We start from the raw sequence: 16,856 nt of genomic DNA, 5'->3' as shown, positions 1-16,856 counted from the left end.
ATCCCGTCATCTTACATCCATTGTACACGATTCGCGCCCATTTAGGAAATGGATTTGACCCACGTTTCGACATAATCAAGCGCTTCACCGACTTTGTTCGCGTCCTTTCCTCCGGCCTGCGCCATATCCGGGCGTCCGCCTCCCCCTCCGCCGCAGCGGGAAGCCACTTCTTTAACGAGCTTGCCGGCGTGGTATCCTTTTTTCACTAAGTCATCGGTCACCGCGGCAATCAATTGAACTTTGCCGCCTTGCACCGCCGCCAACACGATGACCGCCGTGCCTAATTTTTGCTTCAAGTCATCAGCCATCGCCCGCAATTGGTTCATGTCGTTCGCCTGCACTTTCGCTGCCAACACCGGCACGCCGCCCACATCTTTCACTTGACGGGCGAGATGTTCTGCTTCCATGTGGGCGAGGCGGGCGGCAAGCGACTCGTTTTCACGCTGCAGTTGGCGCAGTTCGGCAAACAGCCCATCAAGGCGCGCATTCAGCTCCCTCGGGCTCGTTTTCAGCTTTTGCGCCACTTCTTGCAACATCGCAAGCTGTTCGCTCATAAAACGGTACGCCGCCTCCCCGGTCACCGCCTCAATCCGGCGCGTGCCGGCGCCAATGCCTGACTCGGAGACGATTTTAAATAACCCGATGGCGGCAGTATTCGGCACATGGCAGCCGCCGCACAGCTCCAAGCTGTAGTCGCCAACTTTAACGACGCGGACGATGTCGCCGTATTTTTCGCCAAACAGCGCCATCGCCCCCATCGCTTTTGCTTCCTCGAGCGGTTTATAAAAGATGTCGACCGGAAGGCTCTTCCAAATTTGTTCATTGACGATCGCCTCGATGCGTTCGAGCTCATCAGGCTTCACTTGTCCGAAATGAGTGAAGTCAAAGCGCAACCGATCCGGGGCGACGAGCGATCCGGCCTGGTTGACATGGCGGCCGAGCACATCTTTTAACGCTTGATGAAGCAAGTGGGTCGCCGTATGGTTTTTCACGATTTGCGCCCGCTTCGCTTCGTCGACGCGCGCTGTGTAGCGGGCGCCTCTTTTCACCGTGCCGCGCTCGACGACAATCGAATGGAGATGCTGGCCGTTTGGCGCTTTCTGCACGTCTTTGACGACCGCTGTTCCCCCTTCGCCTGCAAACGTGCCCTGGTCGGCGATCTGCCCGCCGCTTTCGGCGTAAAACGGCGTGACATCGACAATGATTTGCGCCTCTTCGCCAGCCCCGACTTCCTCGATGAGCTTCCCGTCTTTAATGATGGCCATGACCGTCGAGGAAACGACGAGTTCATCGTAGCCGACAAAACGGCTTTCATCTTTAATGTCGGCGAGCACCCCGCCTTGCACTTGCATCGAATCGACATCTTGGCGGGCGGCGCGGGCCCGTTCGCGCTGGCGCTCCATCTCGCGCTCAAAACCGGCGTGGTCGACTGACATACCGGCTTCAGCAGCATATTCTTCCGTCAGCTCGACCGGGAAGCCATACGTGTCGTACAAGCGGAACACATCTTCCCCTGGAATGACATTGCTTCCTTGCGCTTTCGCCTTTTCGATTACTTCCGCCAAAATGGCGAGCCCTTCGTGAAGCGTTTCATGGAACCGTTCTTCCTCATTACGGATCACCCGCTGGATAAAGTCAGCTTTTTCTTTTACTTCCGGGTAGTAGTCGTGCATAATTTCGCCGACAACCGGAACGAGCTCGTACATAAACGGACGCTCAATGCCGATTTGCTTCGCATAGCGCACGGCGCGGCGGAGCAGGCGGCGCAATACATAGCCGCGGCCTTCGTTCGACGGCAGCGCCCCGTCGCCAATCGCAAACGTTACGGCGCGAATATGGTCGGCGATCACTTTAAAGGCGACGTCCTTGTCCGAATCCTCGCCATACCGCTCACCGGCAATTTGTTCAGTGGCGCGGATGATCGGCATAAACAAGTCGGTTTCAAAGTTTGTCGGCACATCTTGCAAAATCGAGCACATCCGCTCTAAACCCATGCCGGTATCGATGTTTTTCTTCGGCAGCGGCGTGTACGTGCCATCCGGATTATGGTTGAACTGAGAAAAGACGAGATTCCACACTTCCAAGTAACGCTCGTTTTCCCCGCCCGGATACAGCTCCGGATCGTTCGGGTCGTTTCCGAACGCCTCGCCGCGGTCGTAAAAAATTTCCGTGTTCGGGCCGCTTGGGCCTTCGCCAATATCCCAGAAGTTCCCTTCGAGACGAATGATTCGCTCTTTTGGCAAGCCGATTTCGTTATGCCAAATGTCGTACGCCTCTTCGTCTTCCGGGTGAACGGTGACCGACAGCCGTTCCGGATCAAAACCGATCCACTTTTCGCTCGTTAAAAACTCCCACGCCCAATGGATCGCTTCGCGCTTAAAGTAATCGCCGATCGAAAAGTTGCCGAGCATTTCAAAAAACGTATGATGGCGCGCCGTTTTCCCGACATTTTCGATGTCGTTTGTGCGGATCGATTTTTGGGCATTGCAAATGCGCGGGTTGTCCGGGATGATGCGGCCGTCAAAATATTTTTTCAGCGTCGCGACGCCGCTGTTGATCCATAACAGCGATGGGTCGTCGACCGGAATAAGCGAGGCGCTCGGCTCGACTTCATGGCCTTTTTCTTGGAAAAACTGCAAAAACATGCGCCGCACTTCGGCAGATGTTAATTTTTTCATGATGATCCTCCCCTTTTGTTTTTTATATAAAAAAACTCCCATCCCCTGGCAGGGACGAGAGTTGTGCTCGCGGTACCACCCTGTTTATGGGCAAAAAGCGCCCATCACCTCTTTGGCTGTAACGCAGCCTTGCGTCAGGTTTTGCCTGCGCTCCGGATTAGCCTTCTGTTGCCCTTCATCTGGAATTTCTTTCAGCCGCGGAAATTCCTCTCTGTGCGCTAAAGCGCGTTAAGATGGACTGCAACATACTCGATCCGTCATCGCGTTATGTATTCGCTTTTTTCATTGAAAGATTATAGACAAGCCGTGCCCGTTTGTCAATGCGGGGCATAATGCTCTTTCCAATGCGCAATGGCTACTTTCAGCACCGCCGCGGTCGGGACGGCGAGAATGAGGCCGGGCACACCCGCAAGTTCGCCGCCGGCAAACAGCGCGAGCATAATGACAAGCGGATGCATATGCACACTTTTGCCGACAATCAGCGGCGACAAGACGTTTCCTTCTAAAAATTGCAAGGCAAAAATAATGGCGAGCACGATGATCACCATTTTAAGCGAAATGGTCGCTGCCAAAATGGCGGCCGGAATAGCGCCGATCAACGGGCCGAAATACGGAATGATGTTCGTCAGTCCGATCACAAACCCGAGCAAGAGCGGATAGTCCATGCCGGCGAGCCAAAGGCCAAGCGACGCCGCCGAACCGATGGCCGCACAGACGAACAGCTGACCGCGAATATAGCCGCCAAGCGACTCGTCAACGTCTTTTAAAAACGCCATCCCCGGTTCGCGCCACCGCTTTGGGGTTATATACCAAACCGCTTTTTTCAGCACATCAATATCTTTTAGCATATAAAACACGATAAACGGAATGAGAAGAACCGTCGCCGCCGAACCGATCAATGATTTGGCCGCGTTGATCGCCATCGTGACCGCCCTCGCAGCCGCCTCCTCAAGCTGCATAAACATCGCTTCAATGCGCGTATGCACCTCCATCGGCCACGTCGACGTTTCATCGTGGATGTGGCGCGCCCACTGCCGATATGTATTCATCAATGATGGCAACCGTTCATCAAGTTCGCGCAGCTGGGCGATCAAAACCGGCATGCCGCGGTAAAGACCGTAGCCGACCGAACCGAAAAACAACAAATAAATGAGCAAAATGGCAAACGCCCGCGGCACCCCTTTGCCGTGAAGATACTCAACAAGCGGATGCAACAAATAGGTAATAAACGCCGCCAGCAAAAACGGGGCTAAGGCGGTGGCGACAAAATCGACGACCGGCCACCAAACATCTTTCATCCGGACGATTAAATAGACAATCGCAGTCACCAGCAGCCATTTCCCGATGCGAAAGAATGACAGCCATTGTTGCTCCCCCATCGCCACACCTCCTACTGTTTAGTGTAAGAGATGGGGATGGAAATATGCCTCCGCCGCCTATTCCACTATTTAGCAGACACCAAAAGCCGCCGTCCCCGCCGTTTAGGGCGGGGAAACGGCGGAGCCGTCAGCGGATCGCTTGCATCAAGCGGCGGCGCATTCTCCGCATCGTGCGGCCGTTCGTCCAATTGTTGCGCTGGGCCAGCTGATAAGCAGCGACGCCTAACCCGACTGCCAACAGCGAAGTCATCGTTCGATTCATGCTCGTCCCTCCTAAAATGGAATCGTGCGCTCATGGTCGTCAAACAAGTCATCGAGGGAGCTTAGCGTCCCATCCTCTTCCACTTGATGGGCGTGAATCATTCCTTTTGAGACGGACAGCTCAATAAAGCAATCCCAGCAGTAATATTGGTTGACGCCGATCTTTCCCAAATTTTTTCGTTTGCAATTCGGGCAAATGAGCATCGACAGCCACTCTCCTTACCTCATTGTTTCAACGGTGACGACGCCTTCTTTGGCGGTGAACGGAGCTGCCTCCATTCGTTTCTTTCCTTCCGTCAAATCAGAAAAAAATCCCTCACTAATCTCGTATCCGTCAATTTTGCCCAATTGCCCGTCAAAATATACATCGTCGAGCAAGCCGATCGTCGTTCCGTCTGCGGCGACAACCATGCTGCCGGCAATGCCGCGTTCACCGAAGAGAGAGTGGCCGCTGTCAAGCGAAGGGAACGGCTGGAAGCTGCCAGCATCACGAATGATGACTCGGTCATTTTGCAACGATTGCACAGCCGAAAGCGGCAAGTAGCGGCGGCGGCCAAATAGACCTCTCCGTTCCGCGACAAACCCTTTGACCGTGCCATGGCCGGTAAACCAAATGTCGGCGATCGTCCCGACTGCTTTCCCTGTTGTCTGTTCATAAATGGGAAGCCCTTTGACGTCGGAAAACGTCCGCATCATTCTCCCACCTTTCCAGCCACTTTTAGCTTGGCTCATCGCCCATAAAGTCATACGGCGTAACGTTTTCCATCCCGGTATTCGCATCCTCAAGCGGCAGTTCACCTTCGACAAACGGCGCAGCCGCAGCCGCCAGCTTTTCGGCGAGCGCTGTCCGGCGCGCTCCGTCGCCGCGTTGGGCAACGCCAAACCGGAACGCTTCTTCTTCGCCGCATAAAATAAGAAACTGCTTGCTTCTTGTCACCGCCGTATACAACAAATTCCGCTTCAACATCCGGTAATAGCTTTTGACAACAGGCAAAATGACGATCGGAAACTCGCTCCCTTGCGCTTTATGGACCGAGCAGCAATACGCATGGGTAATTTGCGCTAAATCTTGCCTTGTGTATGTCACTTCAACGCCGTCAAACGAGACAACAAGCAAGTCTTGCTTTTCCGTATTTTCTTTGGCGTAAAAAATGGCGACGACTTCGCCGATATCGCCGTTAAACACATTGTCTTCCGGCTGGTTGACGAGCTGGAGCACTTTATCGCCGACGCGGTACACAACGTCGCCGACGGAAAGCTCCCGTTTCCCGTCAGCTGGCGGATTAAACAGCCCTTGCAGCACTTTGTTCAGCTGATCGATGCCGGCCGGGCCGCGGTACATCGGAGCGAGCACTTGAATGTCCTTGACGGAAAACCCTTTGTTGCGCGCGTTGTCGGCAATTTGCCGCACAACATCAGCCACTTGTCCGGCGCGGCAACGGATGAACGAACGATCCGCCTTCGGGGCGGTCAAGTCGGCCGGCACGACGCCGCGCTTCATCGCATGGGCGAGCCCGATGATCGATGATCCTTCCGCTTGGCGGTACACCTCGGTCAATTTGACCGATGGAACGACGCCCGACTCAAGCAAATCTTTCAACACTTGCCCGGGACCGACCGATGGGAGCTGGTCCTCGTCGCCAACGAAGATGACTTGCATTCCGTCAGGCACCGCTTTTAACAGCTGATTGGCCAACCACGTATCGACCATCGACACTTCATCGACGACAAGCAGCTTGCCGGCAATGGGCTCATTTTCATCGTGGCTGAATCCTTCCGCCCCGTTCCAGCCGAGCAGTCGATGAATCGTTGCCGACGGCAGCCCCGTCGCCTCGCTCATCCGCTTTGCCGCCCGTCCGGTCGGGGCGGCGAGCAGCACGGGAAACGGTTCACCGCTTTTGTAATCGGCAGGGTCGAGCGACAGACCGTTTAAGGCGGCAAACAGCTCGACAATGCCTTTAATCACCGTTGTTTTTCCGGTTCCTGGACCTCCGGTCAAAATAAAGAGCGGCGAAGAAAGGGCCTGTTGGATTGCCTCTTTTTGCTGAGGCGCGTATTGCATCCCGAGCCGCTCCTCAAGCGCCCCGAGCGCAAGCAAAAACTCCGACTCGGCAAACGCCGACGGCGGCGTTTGCCTAAGCAGCCGCTGAATGTTTGAAGCGATCCCTTTTTCGGCGAAGTAAAGCGAGGGAAGATAACAGCGGTTTTGCTCCATGATCATCTTCCCTTCTTCGCTTAACATGAGGAGCGTCTGCCCGATGGCTTGTCCATCGACCGCGCCGTTTTCCTTTCCGCCAAGCAGCTCCGCAATGCGGCCGATGAGCTCTTCCTCTTTCATATAGACGTGCCCTTCTTGCAGGCATGCCTGCTCAAGGACAAACAGGCAGGCGGCGCGCAGCCGAGCCGGGTGGCTGCCGGAAATGCCGAGCTGCCGCCCAAGCTCATCAGCGCGGCCAAACCCGATCCCTTCAATGTCTTCGACGAGCTGGTACGGGTTTTCATGAATGATGTCCATCGTCTCTTCGCCGTATACTTGGTAAATTTTCATCGCCAGCTGCGGGCCGAAGCCGAGCTGGGCGAGGGCGATCATCGTCTGCTCGAGCCCTTCGTGGGCGCAGAGCGTTTCATACAATTGCTTCGCTTTTTGCTTCGTCAGCTTCGGCACGCGCCTAAGCGCCTCCGGATCGCGCAAAATCGTGGCGATCGCGTTTTCGCCGAGCGCTTCCACAATCGCTGTCGCCGTTTTTTTTCCGATTCCTTTAAACAAGCCGCTTGACAAATAATGAATAACTCCTTCTTTCGTGTTTGGAAGCTGTTTGCGGAACTGCTCGGCCGCATATTGGCGGCCAAAGCGCGGATGCTGGCGGAATTGTCCATAAAAAACGTACACGTCCCCCTCATTTAAACGAGGAAAATAACCGGTGACGACCACTTCCTCCTCCGCAGCCGCTTCGTTCGTTTCTTCGACACGGATGCGGACGACCGTATATAACGTTTCTTCGTTATGGAAAATGACGGCCAAACACGTTCCTTTCATAAACGTGCGTCCATCGAGCGCGAGCGATTGCTGCTCTTGCAACAGTCATCCCCTGCCTTTTACGGCGCAAGCCGCTTTTCCATCAGTTTCTTTCCGTACCCAGCGAGCACGTGATCCGGATTGGCATCCAAAGCGGCAGCAAATAAATCGCGGGCAGCGGCCGGATCATCTTTGTACGCATAAATAACGCCTAAATTGTAATACGCATCCGCATGGCGCGGATCGTATTCCAACGTTTTTTCGAAATACCGTTTCGCCTCATCGACATAATCGAGGGTAGCAAGGCAAAGACCAAGCTGAAAAAGCGCTTCAGCATCCCCTTCGTTCAGTTCAGCCGCCCGCTGCAAATAAGGCAGCGCCAGGCGCGGCATCTCAAGCCGCCATAACGACATCCCAAGCATAAAGTGCGTATCGGCATCAGCCAATCCAAGCGCAAGCGCCCGCTCAAACATGTCTTTCGCCTCGGTGAACTGCTCGCGCTTGTAGTACACCGTGCCGATGCCGTAATAGGCCGCCGCCGCCCGTTCGTCAAGCATAAGCGCCTGCCGGAAGCATTCAAGCGCCTTCTCTTCCTCGCCGGCAGCAGCAAGAACGGTGCCGATGTTAATATAACCGGCCGGATCATCAGGACGCTCATTCACTGCTTCAGAAAAGCAACGAAGCGCTTCTTCGTACTCTCCGGCGCGCATATGCGCCAACCCTCGTTCATTCAGATTGGCCACCGCTCATCCCTCCTGCTTCTAGTTTAGCACATATGTTCGTTCTTTTCGAGCAATTGCAAAAAACACCCCAACCCGAAGCCGGGTTGAGGCTTTTTCTATCCGTACAATCAACCGACATACCAAAGCTTTTCACCGTCACGGAACACTTCATCAATCGTGCCGCCGCCAAGGCATTCGTCACCGTTGTAAAAGACAACCGCCTGACCCGGTGTCACCGCTCGCGCCGGCGCATCGAAGACGACTTCCGCCTTGTCGCCCGCAAGCGGATGAACCGTGACGCCGAGATCCGGCTGGCGATAGCGGAACTTCGCTGTGCAGCGGAACGGCGCTTCCGGTTTGCGGTCAGACACCCAGTTGACATTGACCGCCTTTAACGAGGTGGAATACAAATATTCGTTGTCAAACCCTTGGGCGACATAAAGCACGTTTTCACGCACATCTTTGCCGACGACAAACCACGGTTCACCGCTGCCGCCGATGCCAAGCCCGTGGCGCTGGCCGATCGTGTAATACATCACCCCGTCATGCCGCCCTTTTACCTCGCCGTCGAGCGTTTTCATCACCCCCGGCTGAGCCGGCAAGTAGTGGCTTAAAAACTCTTTGAAATCGCGCTCACCGATAAAGCAAATGCCGGTGCTGTCTTTTTTCCCAGCGGTGGCAAGCCCGGCTTCTTTCGCGATCCGGCGCACGTCCGCTTTGTGCAAGTGGCCGATCGGGAACATCACGTTTGACAGCTGGGCTTGGCCGAGCTGGTTTAAAAAGTACGTTTGATCTTTGTTCGGGTCGGCCCCGCGCAGCATTTTATATTCGCCGTCGCGAAACTCGACGCGGGCGTAATGGCCGGTCGCGACATAATCGGCGCCGATCGACATGGCGTGCTCCAAAAACGCCTTGAATTTAATTTCCTTATTGCACATCACATCCGGGTTCGGGGTGCGTCCGGCTTTGTATTCGTCCAAAAAATACGTAAACACTTTGTCCCAATATTGCTTTTCAAAGTTGACTGCATAGTACGGGATGCCGATTTGGTTGCAGACGCGCACGACATCTTCGAAATCTTCCGTCGCCGTGCAAACGCCGTTTTCATCGGTGTCATCCCAGTTTTTCATAAAAATGCCGATCACATCATATCCTTGTTCTTTTAACAATAGCGCGGCGACTGACGAGTCGACGCCGCCGGACATGCCGACGACCACGCGCGTTTCATGCGGTGGTTTGTTCATGCGGTTTCACCCCCTCATCGGTTCGTGAGCCGTTTGACGATCTTTACCGTTTCTTCTGCAGCTCGCTCGATTTGCTCGTTCGTATTGCCGAGCCCGAAGCTGAAGCGGACGGACGACCGGATGCGCTCAGACTGCCTTCCGCACATAGCGACAAGCACGTGCGACGGGTCGATCGAACCGGCTGTGCACGCCGAGCCGCTTGAGGCAGCAATGCCGGCCAAATCCAAGTTCACGAGCAGCGATTCGACGTTCGTTCCCGGAAACGCAACGTTTAAAATATGCGGCAGGCCGTCTTGGCTGCCGTTCACGACGTAGTCAATGCCCGACGAGCGGAAAATGTCAAGCATCACCTCGCGCCAGGCCGCGTATTGTTTGCGCTTTTCCTCCCTCGTCCGCCCGGCGATTTCCGCCGCCTGCGCCAAGCCGATGATGCCGGGGACGTTTTCCGTGCCGGCGCGCCGTTTCCGTTCTTGCTCACCGCCGAAAAGCAGCGGCGTGATGCGGACCGTCTCCCGAATGTACAGCGCCCCGCTTCCTTTCGGGCCATTAATTTTATGGCTTGAGAGCGACAGCAAGTCGACCCCATATTCATTCACATCGATTGGGAGAAGCCCGTACGCCTGAACGGCATCGGTATGAAAATACGCCGGGTGGTCGCGAAGCAGCGCGCCGATTTCACGGATCGGCTGGATTGTGCCAATTTCATTGTTGGCGAACATGACCGACACTAAAATCGTCTCATCGCGCAGCGCAGCTTTCACGTCATCAACCGACACGATCCCTTGTTCATCAACCGGCAAATACGTCACGTCAAACCCTTGTTTTTCTAGGTATTCGCAAGCGCGCAAAACAGCGTGATGCTCGATGGCGGTTGTAATGATATGGCTGCCGCGGCTGCGGTTGGCCATCGCCGTTCCGATGAGCGCAAAATTATCCGCTTCCGTGCCGCCGCTTGTAAACACGATCTCCGTCTCTTTCGCTCCGAGGCTGCGGGCGACGGCTGCCCTCGCTTCGTCAACCGCGCGGCGGCTTTGTCGGCCGAAATAGTGGATGCTTGACGGGTTGCCGAACTGTTCGGTCATCCAATGGACCATGCCGGCCGCCACATCCGGATGCACGGGCGACGTGGCAGCATGATCCAAATAAATCCGTTCCAACGGTCATTCCCCTTTCTATCGCTTAAATATAAAACATATATGCCCCATCATCCCCGTCGCTATACTTCGCCAAATCCTCGAGTGTCGTGCTGTCAAGCACTTCCTCGACCGCGTCACGGATGCGAATCCATAGCTCGCGCTTGGCCGGCTCCTCCTCTTCAAGTTCCTCGACCGGAGTAAGCGGTCCTTCAAGCACGCGAAGAATATCACCGGCCGTAATTTTCGCCGGATGCTCAGCAAGCACGTAGCCGCCATACGCCCCGCGGATGCTTTTGACGAGCCCGGCGTTGCGCAGCGGCGTGACGAGCTGTTCCAAATAATGTTCAGATAAATTGTTCGCCTTAGCGATCGAACGAAGCGAAATCGGGCGGTCGCCATATTTTTTGGCCAATTCGATCATAATCGTCAACCCGTAACGGCCCTTCGTCGAAATTTTCATCATATCCCCCCTAACGGCTTAACCCTTGCACGCGAACGGTTGTCGTCCCGAGCAGGCGTCCGGTCATTTTCTGGCATTGCGGCAGCGCCAAGCCGGCGACCGAGCCGATCGTCACACAAAAAAGAAGCGTGCCGAACGACACCGGACCGCCAAGCAGCCAGCCGACGAGCAACACGAGCGCTTCCATGCCAATGCGAATGTATGCGACTTTCCACCTAGTCAACTCGGTCAGAGCGAGCATCAAACTGTCACGCGGACCGGCGCCGACGCCGGCGGAAATGTATAAGCCCATGCCCTAACCGGACACGATGATGCCCGCCATTAACATGGCATATTGTTCGAGCGGCTGTTCCGGCGTTTTGAGCTGCGGAATCATCATCCATCCATCGATCGGCATTCCAACCGTCACCATGTTTAAAAAAGCGCCAAGCCGCGGCCGCTGCTTCACAAGCAGCGCAGAAGCCGCAAGCACCCCCATCCCGACAATGATCGACCACGCGCCGATCGTCAAGCCGAATTGTCGTTGCAAGCCGATATGAAGCACATCCCACGGTGCGCAGCCGACATCGGCCTTAATCGTCAACACGATGCCAAATGACATGACGAACAAACCGGCAAAATAAATGCCCCAACGCAACCATGGGATATCGTTGTGAGCCATTGTCGATGCGCCCCCTCTGTTGAGCCAATCGCTTGTGTTATTATACCATAAATGCCTCCTCCGTTCACGGCTCAACATTGCCGTCTTGTTTCAACTGCCGAAGCCGCCGGTACACTTTGGCATAATATTTTTCCTCCCCATGCTCTTTCGGCTCATAGTAGCGGACGCCTTCAAGAGCGGCCGGCAAATACGCTTGGTCCACCCAACCGTTTGGATAATCGTGCGGGTATAAGTAGCCTTGTCCATGTCCGAGCACAGCCGCTCCTTGATAATGGGCGTCTTTTAAATGATCCGGAATCTCACCAAGCTTTCCGGCGCGCACATCAGCGAGCGCCGCATCGAGCGCCTTGTAAGCGCTGTTGGATTTCGGGCTCAAACAAAGCTCAACTGTTATAACCGCAAGCGGAATGCGCGCCTCCGGCAGCCCGATCCGCTCCGCTGCCGCGACGGCCGCCTGCACTTTCACCCCCATCATCGGGTTAGCGAGCCCGATATCTTCGTAGGCGATGACGAGCAGCCGCCGACAGACGGCGGCTAAATCCCCTCCTTCAAGCAGCCGCGCCAAATAATGAAGCGCGGCATCAGCGTCGCTGCCGCGCACGCTTTTTTGAAACGCGGAAAGCAGCGAATAGTATGTATCGCCGTACTTGTCATGAGTAAACCCGCGATTCGCGGTGCATGACGCGATGATCGCTTCATCGATATACAGGGAGCCGTCGCGCTCATCGGCTGCGGCGACCGCCGCCTCAAGAAGCGAGAGCGCGGCGCGCGCATCCCCGCCGGCCGCCTCGGCGATGCGCCATAACAGCGCCTCATCGATGATCACCGGCGTCTCTCCGACCCCGCGTTCCGGATCGGTGAGCGCCCGTTTCAAAATCACGAGTAAATCAGCCGACTGAAGCCGCTTTAACTGCTGAATTTGCCCGCACCGGCTGCGGATCGCTGGGTTCACCTCATGAAACGGGTTTTCCGTCGTCGCCCCGATCAATGTCACGAGCCCGGATTCAAGATGCGGAAGCAAAACATCTTGCTGCGCCTTATTCAGACGGTGAATTTCGTCGATAAACAAAAGGACATGGCCCGACCAGCGCGCCGCTTCGGCCGCTTCCTCGATCTCCTTTTTCCCGGATGACGTCGCGTTGATGGCGACCAACTCCCGCCCGGCGGTGCGGGCGATGGCGTAAGCGAGCGACGTCTTTCCTGTCCCTGGCTCCCCGTAAAGCAGCAGCGATGGCACATACCCTTTTTTCACCATTTTGTAAAGCGGCGTCCCTGGCCCGATGATATGCGCCTGCCCGACGATATCATCGATCGTCCGTGGCCGCATCCGCACCGCCAACGGTTCCGTCGTTTTTCGCATGCCAATCCCTCCTTCGTTCCATTGTACAGCGGCAGCGGCCGCTTCGCCAACTGCAACCTCACCTTCTTCGGCAGAAAACGTCCGCTCCTTTTCATGTTATGTAGTAGACCGGTTGATTGGAGCGGCGCAGCCTATCCGTTGTCGCTTGCATTCAAACAGCCGTGCGCAGGCATCAGCGGGGCAACGCCGGGCGGAAGGGAGGGAAAATGAATAAAGGGAAGTTTAAATTGGAAAAAGAACGGAAAAACTATCATCATATCAACATTACATTTGCGGGGTGGACAGCATGAAGACAAGACAGGATGCGTGGTCACACGAAGAAGACGTACTGCTCGCTGAGACGGTGCTGCAATACATACGCGAAGGAAAGACCCAGCTCGCCGCCTTTGAAGAGGTCGGAAGGCAGCTGCGCCGGACAGCGGCGGCATGCGGTTTCCGTTGGAACGCCGAAGTGCGGAAACGGCATCTCGACGCCATCGAACAGGCGAAAAAACAGCGAAAAGAGCGAAAACGGGCGCTAGAGATGATGAAAAAATGGCAAAAAGAAGCGAACGATGTAACATTTCGCCCCCTTGACGAGAACAAAGGCGCCGAAGGGTCATCCCCGTTTCTCCCGGCTGCTCCGTTGACGCTTGACCAATGTATTTCCTTTTTGCAAGCGCTGCGGCGTGATGCGAAACAGTTGGAAGCCGCCCGCCAGGAAAACGAACGGCTGAAACGGGAGCGAACCGAATGGCTGGCGCGCAACGAGCAGCTGACCCAAAAGCTGGAGCGCCTCGAGGCGCGCCAGACGACCGTTCAAGAAGATTACGAGGCGCTCGTCAAAATTATGGCCCGCGCCCGCCAGCTCGCTTCGGAAGAAGGCGAACGCTTCTCCCTCGCCCAGCTGCTTCTCGCGGAAACGGGCGAACAAAGCGAACCGATGGCACATTCATAATAAAAACAAGAGGCGATGGGGTTCATCGCCTCTTGTTTATTTAATCGCTTATTCGCCGACGCGGGCAATCGGAATTTCTTTCAACAATTCATTAATGACATATGACGCCATAATGAGTCCGGCAACCGATGGCACAAAAGCGTTCGATGACGGCGGCATTTTCGCCTTGCGGATCGGCGAGGCATCATTGCCGACGACTTGGCGGACGTCTTCGCGAATTTTCACCGGCTTCTCGTCGGAAAAGACGACCGGAATGCCGCGGCGGATGCCTTCTTTGCGCAGTTTGGCGCGGATGACTTTCGCGATCGGATCGGTGTGCGTTTTCGAAATGTCCGCGATGCGAAAACGAGTCGGATCCATTTTGTTCGCCGCACCCATGCTCGAGATGATCGGGATGCCGCGCTCAAGACATTGTTTCATTAAGTGCACTTTATACATAATCGTATCGGACGCATCGATGACAAAATCCAAGTGATGAGCGAAAAACTGCTCGTACGTCTCCTCGGTGTAAAACATTTGCAAGGCGATCACTTCGCACGCCGGGTTAATATCGGCGATGCGCTCCTTCATCAGCTCGACTTTCGGTCGACCGATCGTCGACAATAAAGCATGAATTTGCCGGTTAATGTTCGTAATATCGACGTTGTCGCGGTCAACGAGCACCAGCCGGCCGACCCCGGAACGGGCGAGCGCCTCGACAGCGAACGACCCGACGCCACCGACGCCAAGCACAGCGACAGTGGCATTTTTGAGTTTCTCAAGCCCTTCTGGACCAATGGCCAGTTCATTGCGGGAAAATTGATGCAGCATCGTTCTCCTCTCCATTTGTTCAGAAATTGATCATTATGCCGCTTTTTATCCTACATGAAGTCAGCCAATGTGGCAACGGCATTTTGCTGGCAAAACAAAAACCCCCTATGCGTTTGTCGGCATAGGGGCATCATTCTTTCATTCTCCTATGTATACCAGTCCCAATCGTGCCGTCGATGCCTTCGTTTTGAACCCGCTCTCCCATAGGTGGGTGCCCTGTTCCAAGGTTTGCGCTTCCCCTGTGACGAAGGGGCATGCACGCCGCTTGGAAACCCCAGGCTCCCGGATCATTTACTGTTCGGTCAAAACGATGGGTGATGCGACGAACACATTAGGACGGTTGGTTGCTTTCATTGTATCATATTTTTCAGCGTTTGTGAACACCTGTCGCTGATGTTTCCTTGCCGGCGGAGCGGCTATTCCTGGTCAGGCAGCACGACAGCCAAATGCAGCTCTTCCAGCTGTTTTTCGCTGACCGGTCCGGGCGCTTCGGTGAGCAGGCAGCTGGCGCTCGCCGTTTTCGGAAAGGCGATCGTATCGCGCAAGTTCGTGCGCCCGGCTAAGAGCATCACAAGCCGGTCGAGGCCAAGCGCGATGCCGCCGTGCGGCGGGGTGCCGTACTCAAACGCCTCAAGCAGAAATCCAAACTGGCGACGCGCCTCTTCTTCACTGAATCCTAAGGCGCGGAACATTTTTTCTTGCACGTCACGCTCAAAAATGCGGAGCGAGCCGCCGCCGAGCTCATAGCCGTTTAACACCAAATCATACGCCTGCGCGCGCACAGCTCCCGGGTTTGTCTCAAGCAGCGGAATGTCGTCGCGCGCCGGCATCGTAAACGGATGGTGGGCGGCGTAATAGCGGCCTTCCTCTTCGTCATATTCCAACAGCGGCCAGTCCGTCACCCATAAAAAGGCGAGCTTCGTTTCATCGATTAAGCCAAGCTCTTTGCCGAGCCGAAGCCGCAGCGCGCCGAGGGCCGCGGCAACGACGGCGTTTTGGTCGGCGACAAACAAAAGCAAATCCCCGTCTTCGGCAGCGAGCAGCTGGCGCAGCGCGGTTTGTTCCTCAGCGCTGAAAAACTTGGCGATCGGCCCTTTCAGCTCCCCTTCTTCCATTTTTAACCAAGCGAGCCCTTTCGCCCCGTAACGGCCGGCAAACTCCGCTAACGCATCAATGTCTTTGCGTGAATAGCGGCTTGCCGCTCCTTTCACGTTGATCGCCTTCACTTGGCCACCTTGCTCGACGGCGCGGCTGAATACTTGAAACGCGGAGCCGCGGACCGCTTCCGACACGTCGACAAGTTCTAAGCCAAAGCGCACATCCGGCTTATCGGAGCCGTAACGGCTCATCGCCTCATCATATGTGATGCGCGGGAACGGGCGCGGAATGTCAATCCCTTTGGCCGCTTTGACGACCGCTGCCATCATCCGTTCGGTTAAATCGATGATGTCTTCTTGATCGATAAACGACATTTCAATGTCAATTTGCGTAAACTCCGGCTGGCGGTCAGCGCGCAAATCTTCATCGCGGAAGCAGCGCGCGATTTGATAGTAGCGCTCAAAACCGCCGACCATCAGCAGCTGCTTAAAAATTTGCGGCGACTGCGGCAAGGCGTAAAATTCGCCCAGGTGGACGCGGCTCGGCACTAAATAGTCGCGCGCCCCTTCCGGCGTGCTTTTCGTCAACATCGGCGTCTCGATTTCCAAAAAGCGTTCGCCGTTCAAAAAGTCGCGCACCGCTTTCGTGACCTTATGCCGGAACTCCAGCGTTCGAAACATGACCGGGCGGCGCAAATCCAAATACCGGTATTTCAAACGCACGTCTTCCGCCGCATCGGTGTCATCCGTGATCGCAAACGGCGGCGTTTTGGCTTCATTGATAATGTCGATGCGTTCCGCCTGCACTTCGATGCGGCCGGTCGCGATGTTCGGGTTGACCGTCTCCGGCGCGCGGGCGACGACCGTCCCCTCAACGCTCAGCACATATTCGCTCCGCACGCGCTCGGCGGCCGCCAGCGCTTCAGCTGACACATCCGGGCTGACGACGATTTGCACGATGCCTGTCCGGTCGCGCAAATCGATGAAAATGAGCCCGCCTAAGTCGCGGCGCTTTTGCACCCAGCCTTTAAGCACGACGCGCTCGCCAACGGCCGTTTCCGGCACTTCACCACAATAATACGTCCGTTCCACCTT

Annotated in this window: 14 protein-coding genes, 1 other RNA gene, 1 pseudogene and 1 other annotated feature; of the genes and pseudogenes, 1 reads left to right on the top strand and 15 read right to left on the bottom strand. The window is 55.6% G+C overall.

Annotated features, from left to right (window positions below; all coding sequences use genetic code 11):
- Nucleotides 1-41: 41 nt before the first annotated feature.
- From alaS to IC803_RS04040, 12 genes and pseudogenes are all read right to left on the bottom strand, one after another.
- A complete protein-coding gene (gene alaS / locus IC803_RS04100; RefSeq protein ID WP_081208390.1) occupies nt 42-2,678 on the bottom strand; it encodes an alanine--tRNA ligase in 2,637 nt (878 codons plus the stop codon).
- Between the two features lie 47 nt (nt 2,679-2,725).
- Nucleotides 2,726-2,948, bottom strand: a binding site (T-box leader).
- Nucleotides 2,949-2,995: 47 nt separating this feature from the next.
- On the bottom strand, nt 2,996-4,057 hold the full coding sequence (locus IC803_RS04095; protein WP_081208392.1) for an AI-2E family transporter: 1,062 nt from the start codon (nt 4,055-4,057) through the stop codon (nt 2,996-2,998).
- A gap of 127 nt (nt 4,058-4,184) precedes the next feature.
- Nucleotides 4,185-4,319, bottom strand: a complete 135-nt coding sequence (locus IC803_RS04090; RefSeq protein WP_081208394.1) for a YrzQ family protein — start codon at nt 4,317-4,319, stop codon at nt 4,185-4,187.
- Nucleotides 4,320-4,330: 11 nt separating this feature from the next.
- Nucleotides 4,331-4,522 (bottom strand): hypothetical protein, encoded by a 192-nt coding sequence (locus IC803_RS04085; RefSeq protein WP_081208396.1) that lies wholly within the window; start codon nt 4,520-4,522, stop codon nt 4,331-4,333.
- A gap of 15 nt (nt 4,523-4,537) precedes the next feature.
- The gene (locus IC803_RS04080) at nt 4,538-5,011 is read right to left on the bottom strand and encodes a PRC-barrel domain-containing protein (protein ID WP_081208398.1); all 474 of its coding nucleotides are present in this window, start codon (nt 5,009-5,011) and stop codon (nt 4,538-4,540) included.
- Between the two features lie 25 nt (nt 5,012-5,036).
- Nucleotides 5,037-7,397 carry an SF1B family DNA helicase RecD2 gene (locus IC803_RS04075; RefSeq protein WP_081208400.1) on the bottom strand — a complete coding sequence of 787 codons (2,361 nt, stop codon included), beginning with the start codon at nt 7,395-7,397 and terminating at the stop codon, nt 5,037-5,039.
- A gap of 17 nt (nt 7,398-7,414) precedes the next feature.
- The gene (locus IC803_RS04070) at nt 7,415-8,077 is read right to left on the bottom strand and encodes a tetratricopeptide repeat protein (protein ID WP_081208402.1); all 663 of its coding nucleotides are present in this window, start codon (nt 8,075-8,077) and stop codon (nt 7,415-7,417) included.
- A 107-nt stretch (nt 8,078-8,184) separates the two neighbouring features.
- Nucleotides 8,185-9,300: a tRNA 2-thiouridine(34) synthase MnmA gene (gene mnmA / locus IC803_RS04065; protein ID WP_081208404.1), complete on the bottom strand. Its 1,116-nt coding sequence runs from the start codon at nt 9,298-9,300 to the stop codon at nt 8,185-8,187.
- Between the two features lie 14 nt (nt 9,301-9,314).
- Nucleotides 9,315-10,457, bottom strand: a complete 1,143-nt coding sequence (locus IC803_RS04060; protein WP_081208406.1) for a cysteine desulfurase family protein — start codon at nt 10,455-10,457, stop codon at nt 9,315-9,317.
- A gap of 22 nt (nt 10,458-10,479) precedes the next feature.
- Nucleotides 10,480-10,896 (bottom strand): cysteine metabolism transcriptional regulator CymR, encoded by a 417-nt coding sequence (gene cymR / locus IC803_RS04055; RefSeq protein WP_063165175.1) that lies wholly within the window; start codon nt 10,894-10,896, stop codon nt 10,480-10,482.
- Between the two features lie 10 nt (nt 10,897-10,906).
- Nucleotides 10,907-11,557, bottom strand: a pseudogene (locus tag IC803_RS18080) (YitT family protein).
- A 64-nt stretch (nt 11,558-11,621) separates the two neighbouring features.
- On the bottom strand, nt 11,622-12,917 hold the full coding sequence (locus IC803_RS04040; RefSeq protein ID WP_081208408.1) for a replication-associated recombination protein A: 1,296 nt from the start codon (nt 12,915-12,917) through the stop codon (nt 11,622-11,624).
- 286 nt (nt 12,918-13,203) lie between these two features.
- On the opposite strand from IC803_RS04040, the gene IC803_RS04035 reads away from it, so the two are divergent.
- Nucleotides 13,204-13,854, top strand: coding sequence for an RsfA family transcriptional regulator (locus IC803_RS04035; RefSeq protein ID WP_081208410.1), 651 nt, complete (start codon nt 13,204-13,206; stop codon nt 13,852-13,854).
- Nucleotides 13,855-13,902: 48 nt separating this feature from the next.
- Here IC803_RS04035 and IC803_RS04030 read toward each other — a convergent pair whose 3' ends face one another.
- From IC803_RS04030 to aspS, 3 genes are all read right to left on the bottom strand, one after another.
- Nucleotides 13,903-14,664, bottom strand: a complete 762-nt coding sequence (locus IC803_RS04030; protein ID WP_081208412.1) for a tRNA threonylcarbamoyladenosine dehydratase — start codon at nt 14,662-14,664, stop codon at nt 13,903-13,905.
- 154 nt (nt 14,665-14,818) lie between these two features.
- A non-coding RNA gene (ssrS, locus tag IC803_RS04025) (6S RNA) lies at nt 14,819-15,005 on the bottom strand.
- A 75-nt stretch (nt 15,006-15,080) separates the two neighbouring features.
- Nucleotides 15,081-16,853 (bottom strand): aspartate--tRNA ligase, encoded by a 1,773-nt coding sequence (gene aspS / locus IC803_RS04020; RefSeq protein ID WP_081208414.1) that lies wholly within the window; start codon nt 16,851-16,853, stop codon nt 15,081-15,083.
- Nucleotides 16,854-16,856: the final 3 nt, after the last annotated feature.

This window comes from Geobacillus sp. 46C-IIa (assembly GCF_014679505.1).
GTDB lineage: Bacteria > Bacillota > Bacilli > Bacillales > Anoxybacillaceae > Geobacillus.
This window is presented reverse-complemented; position numbering and strand designations above follow the sequence as displayed.